General features: G+C 63.4%; 5 protein-coding genes. 3 read left to right on the top strand and 2 right to left on the bottom strand.

Going from position 1 to position 4,590, the window contains the following annotated elements:
• Nucleotides 1-48 precede the first annotated feature (48 nt).
• Together WBR57_RS28695 and WBR57_RS28700 are read right to left on the bottom strand one after the other, a co-directional pair.
• The gene (locus WBR57_RS28695) at nucleotides 49-1,275 is read right to left on the bottom strand and encodes a TIGR03862 family flavoprotein (protein WP_424088691.1); all 1,227 of its coding nucleotides are present in this window, start codon (nucleotides 1,273-1,275) and stop codon (nucleotides 49-51) included.
• A gap of 169 nt (nucleotides 1,276-1,444) precedes the next feature.
• Nucleotides 1,445-2,365, bottom strand: coding sequence for a histone deacetylase family protein (locus tag WBR57_RS28700; protein WP_424088693.1), 921 nt, complete (start codon nucleotides 2,363-2,365; stop codon nucleotides 1,445-1,447).
• Between the two features lie 88 nt (nucleotides 2,366-2,453).
• On the opposite strand from WBR57_RS28700, the gene WBR57_RS28705 reads away from it, so the two are divergent.
• The 3 genes from WBR57_RS28705 to WBR57_RS28715 are packed head-to-tail and all read left to right on the top strand — an operon-like array spanning nucleotide 2,454 to nucleotide 4,529.
• Nucleotides 2,454-3,023, top strand: coding sequence for a GNAT family N-acetyltransferase (locus WBR57_RS28705; protein ID WP_424088695.1), 570 nt, complete (start codon nucleotides 2,454-2,456; stop codon nucleotides 3,021-3,023).
• A gap of 40 nt (nucleotides 3,024-3,063) precedes the next feature.
• Nucleotides 3,064-3,933: an acyl-CoA thioesterase II gene (gene tesB, locus WBR57_RS28710; RefSeq protein ID WP_122538932.1), complete on the top strand. Its 870-nt coding sequence runs from the start codon at nucleotides 3,064-3,066 to the stop codon at nucleotides 3,931-3,933.
• Entirely contained in the window at nucleotides 3,930-4,529 is a 600-nt protein-coding gene (locus WBR57_RS28715) for an HAD family hydrolase (protein ID WP_424088698.1), read from the top strand. Before tesB ends, WBR57_RS28715 begins: the two co-directional genes overlap by 4 nt.
• Nucleotides 4,530-4,590 lie beyond the last annotated feature (61 nt).

The following is a 4,590-nucleotide window of genomic DNA, read 5'->3' on the forward strand; positions in this document are numbered from 1 at the left end:
GTGGGAGGGGGCTTGCCCCCGATGGCTTCTCTGAATCCAGCGCAGATTTCAGCGCTTAAGCCACTCCAACACCCCACGCCCAGCCGCCCGCCCGCTGGCAAAACACCCCGTCAGCAAATACCCGCCCGTCGGTGCTTCCCAGTCCAGCATTTCCCCCGCGCAGAACACCCCCGGCAATTGCTTGAGCATCAAGCGCTCATCCAGCGCTTCAAACGGCACCCCGCCTGCGGTGCTGATCGCCTCATCCATCGGCCGGGTTTTCACCAGCGTGAGGGGCAATGCCTTGATATCCACAGCCAGTTGCGCCGGGTCATTGAAGTGTTCGGCAGGCGTCAGTTCACGCAACAGCGCTGATTTCACCCCGTCCAACCCCAACTGGCTGTGCAAATGCTTGCTCATCGAACGCGAGCCACGTGGCTTGGCCAGCGCCGCCTGGACCTTGTCCAGCGGCTTGCTCGGCAACAGGTCGATGTGCACGGTGGCCGAGCCGTTGTGGTTGATGGCCTCACGGATTTGCGCCGACAGGGCGTAGATCAAACTGCCCTCAATCCCTGTGGCGGTAATCACACATTCGCCCAGGCGCGGTTTGTCATCCGCCACGCCGATGGCGACGTTTTTCAACGGCGCGCCGGCGAATTTGCTGACCATCAGTTCGCTCCAGGCCGACACCTCGAAACCACAATTGCTTGGCTGCAGCGGGGCAAAGGGCACGCCTCTGTCTTCGAGTAACTTGAGCCAGGCGCCATCGGAGCCCAGGCGCGACCAGCTGCCACCGCCCAGCGCCAGCAGTACCGCATCGCTGTGGACAGTTTTCTCGCCATCCGGGCTGTGGATAACTAAGCCGCCGTCGGCCGTCCAGCCCAGCCAACGATGGCGCGTGTGGATAACCACGCCCTGGTCGCGCAGGCGCTTGAGCCAGGCACGCAGCAGCGGCGCGGCTTTCATGTCGGTCGGAAACACGCGGCCGGAGGTGCCGACAAAGGTCTGGATACCCAGGCCATGAATCCACTCGCACAACGCCTCGGCGCCAAACCCGCGCAGCAAAGGCGCCAGCTGCGGCGCGCGCTCGGCGTAGCGTGACAGAAACGCCGGGTAGGCCTCGGAGTGGGTGATGTTCATACCGCCCACACCGGCGAGCAGGAATTTACGCCCCACCGAGGGCATGCCGTCATACAGGTCGACCCGCACGCCCGCCAGGCTCAAGACTTCAGCGGCCATCAGCCCGGCTGGGCCGCCGCCGATAATAGTGACGTGTGGAGGAGGGGTCTGGGGCATGGGTGGGCTACGGTCGTTTGATAGGCCGAGCATTCTACCCGACGACGGCGTAGCTGCCTGATCAAAAAACGTACACTTTCATGCAGGCTATACGGATATTGGCCTACAGAGGCTTACGCTCAAGTTATCCACAGGTGGTTCCACAGGCATTGTGGGTAACGCCCACATTTCAATGACAGCCTGATGACGTCCACACCCGTTGAGCGCTGTGGTGCAGGATGCCGTGGCGGCGGGCCAGGGCAGGGCGGTCTTTGCTGTAGCCGCCGCCGATCACGCCCATCACCGGGATGTCCCGGCCCAGGCAGTGGCGCATCACGCTTTCATCACGTGCGGCGACGCCTTGGTCTGTCAGCTTGAGGTAACCGAGTGCGTCGTCCTTATGCACATCGACGCCGGCGTCGTACAACACCAGGTCGGGCTGGTACAACGGCAGCAGGTAGTTGAGGGCGTCGTCCACCACCTTGAGGTAGTCCGCATCGCCCATGCCCATGGGCAACGGGATGTCCCAGTCGCTTTGGGCTTTACGCGCGGGGAAATTCTTTTCGCAGTGCAGCGACACGGTGATCGCATCCGGCGTGTCGTGCAGGAGGCGCGCGGTGCCGTCGCCCTGATGCACGTCGCAATCGAAGATCAGCACGCGGTTGACCCGGCCGCTGGCCAGCAGGTAATGGCTGATCACCGCCAGGTCATTGAAGATGCAGAAGCCTGCGGGGTAGTCGTAATGGGCGTGGTGGGTGCCGCCCGCCAAGTGGCAGGCCAGGCCGTGCTCCAACGCCTGTTCAGCGGCAAGGATCGAGCCGCCGACCGCACGCACCGTGCGCCGGGCCAGGGCGTCGCTCCAAGGCAGGCCGAGGCGCCGTTGGTCTTCGCGGGACAACTCGCCGCTCATGTAGCGTTCGATATACCCAGGTTCATGCGCCAGGGCCAGAATCTCTGCGGGGCACAGTTCGGGGCGCAGCAATTGGCTGTCCTCGGTCAGGCCGCTGTCTACCAGGTGGTCACGCAACAGGCGGAATTTGTCCATCGGGAAGCGGTGGTCCGCCGGGAACTCGGGGCTGTAGTCATCGTGGTAGATCAATGGCAAAGGCATGGGATTTTCTGACGGGAACCTGCGACGGATCTTACCAGCGCTGTACACTTGCTCACAGGCCGCACTCACAGGGCAAGGGAGGGGACCCATGGAGCCGATACTCAAATTGGAAAGCGCACGCCTGCTGATGCGCCAATGGCGCGACAGCGACCTGACCGAATTTGCGCGCATGTGCGCCGACCCGCAGGTGATGCGCTACTTTCCGGCCACGTTGAGTCACTTGGAAAGCGCCGCGTTGATCGGTCGGATTCGCGGGCACTTTGCCGAGTACGGCTTTGGCCTGTGGGCGTTGGAGCGCAAGGACACCGGTGAATTCATCGGCCTGACCGGGCTGCTGAATGTCAGCTTTGAAGCCGACTTTGCCCCCGCGGTGGAAATCGGCTGGCGCCTGGCCCGCGAGCATTGGGGCCTGGGTTACGCCAGTGAAGCGGCCTGGACCGCGCTGCGCTGCGGCTTCGACCGCTTGCAGTTGGATGAAATCGTCGCCTTCACCACCGAAGCCAATCTGCCATCACAAAAAGTCATGCAGGCCATCGGTATGCATTACGATCCCCAGGCAGATTTTGAACACCCCAAGGTCGCAGTCGATGACCCGCTGCGCCCTCATGTTTTGTACCGCATCACCCGCGCCCAATGGTTGGACACGCTGCACGGATAAGCAGCCCGGAATGCCCCATCGTTTGTAGTAGGAGTGCTCTATGAGCCAAGTATTGGAAGATCTGGTGGACTTGCTGACCCTTGAGCCGATCGAGGAAAACCTCTTTCGCGGCCGCAGCCAGGACCTGGGTTTTCGCCAATTGTTCGGCGGCCAGGTGCTCGGCCAGTCGTTGTCGGCTGCCAGCCAGACCGTCGAAGAAGCGCGTCACGTGCATTCGCTGCACGGTTATTTCCTGCGCCCCGGCGACGCGGCATTGCCGGTGGTGTACTCGGTGGACCGCGTGCGTGACGGCGGCAGTTTCAGTACACGCCGCGTGACGGCGATCCAGAAGGGCAACCCGATCTTCACCTGCACCACCTCGTTCCAGTACGACGAACAGGGCTTCGAGCACCAGACCACCATGCCCGTGGTGGTCGGCCCGGAAAACCTGCCGTCGGAGCTGGAGCTGACCAAGCAGCGTGCGCACCTGATCCCCGAGCACATGCGCGACAAGCTCCTGTGCCCCAAGCCCATCGAAGTGCGCCCGGTGACCGAGAAAGACCCGTTCAACCCGCAGCCGTCCGACCCGGTCAAGTACGTGTGGTTTCGTGCCGACGGCGCCCTGGCCGACGCGCCGGCACTGCATAAATACCTGCTGGCCTACGCGTCGGACTTCGGCCTGCTGACCACCTCGCTGCTGCCCCATGGCAAGACCGTGTGGCAGAAAGACATGCAAGTCGCCAGCCTCGACCACGCGCTGTGGTTCCACGCCGACCTGCGCGCCGATGACTGGCTGCTCTACGCCATGGACAGCCCATGGGCCGGCAATTCCCGTGGGTTCTCGCGGGGCAGCGTGTACAACCGCGCCGGGCAACTGGTGGCCTCGGTGACCCAGGAAGGGCTGATTCGCCATCGCAAGGATTGGGCATGAGCCTGGCTGACGTTAAGCACTGGGTATTTGACATGGACGGCACCCTCACGGTGGCCGTGCATGACTTTGCGGCGATTCGCGTGGCTTTGGACATTCCGCCCGAGGACGACATCCTCACCCACCTCGCGGCCTTGCCGGCGGAGGTGGCAGCGGCCAAGCATGCCTGGCTGCTCGAGCACGAGCGCGAACTGGCGCTGGGTTCAGTGGCGGCTGACGGTGCGGTCGCGCTGGTTCGCGAGCTGGCTGCGCGCGGTTATCGGCTCGGCATCCTGACCCGCAATGCGCGGGAATTGGCGCATATCACCCTGGAGGCGATCGGCCTGGCGGACTGCTTTGCGGTCGAGGACGTGCTGGGCCGTGATGACGCGCCGCCTAAACCTGATCCGGGCGGCCTGCTGAAGCTGGCGCAGGCCTGGGATGTGTCGCCGCGCGCAATGGTGATGGTAGGAGATTACCGTTTCGACCTGGATTGCGGGCGGGCGGCAGGAACCAAGACGGTGTTGGTGAACCTGCCGGAGAACCCGTGGCCGGAGTTGGCGGATTGGCATGCTGAAGACTGTGCGGCCCTAAGCCGGATGATCCAGCCCGAACGATAAAGCTCAATTGTGGGAGCGGGCTTGCTCGCGAATGCGGAGTGTCAGTCGACTCATTTTTGAC

The sequence above is a fragment of the Pseudomonas sp. genome, assembly GCF_049590575.1.
Classification (GTDB): Bacteria; Pseudomonadota; Gammaproteobacteria; order Pseudomonadales; family Pseudomonadaceae; genus Aquipseudomonas.

What these genes read in the sequence shown, in the direction of transcription:
- WBR57_RS28700 (WP_424088693.1), bottom strand. Translation starts at nt 2,365, where the DNA reads ATGCCTTTGCCATTGATCTACCACGATGACTACAGCCCCGAGTTCCCG.
- WBR57_RS28695 (WP_424088691.1), bottom strand. Translation starts at nt 1,275, where the DNA reads ATGCCCCAGACCCCTCCTCCACACGTCACTATTATCGGCGGCGGCCCA.
- WBR57_RS28705 (WP_424088695.1), top strand. Translation starts at nt 2,454, where the DNA reads ATGGAGCCGATACTCAAATTGGAAAGCGCACGCCTGCTGATGCGCCAA.
- WBR57_RS28715 (WP_424088698.1), top strand. Translation starts at nt 3,930, where the DNA reads ATGAGCCTGGCTGACGTTAAGCACTGGGTATTTGACATGGACGGCACC.
- tesB (WP_122538932.1), top strand. Translation starts at nt 3,064, where the DNA reads ATGAGCCAAGTATTGGAAGATCTGGTGGACTTGCTGACCCTTGAGCCG.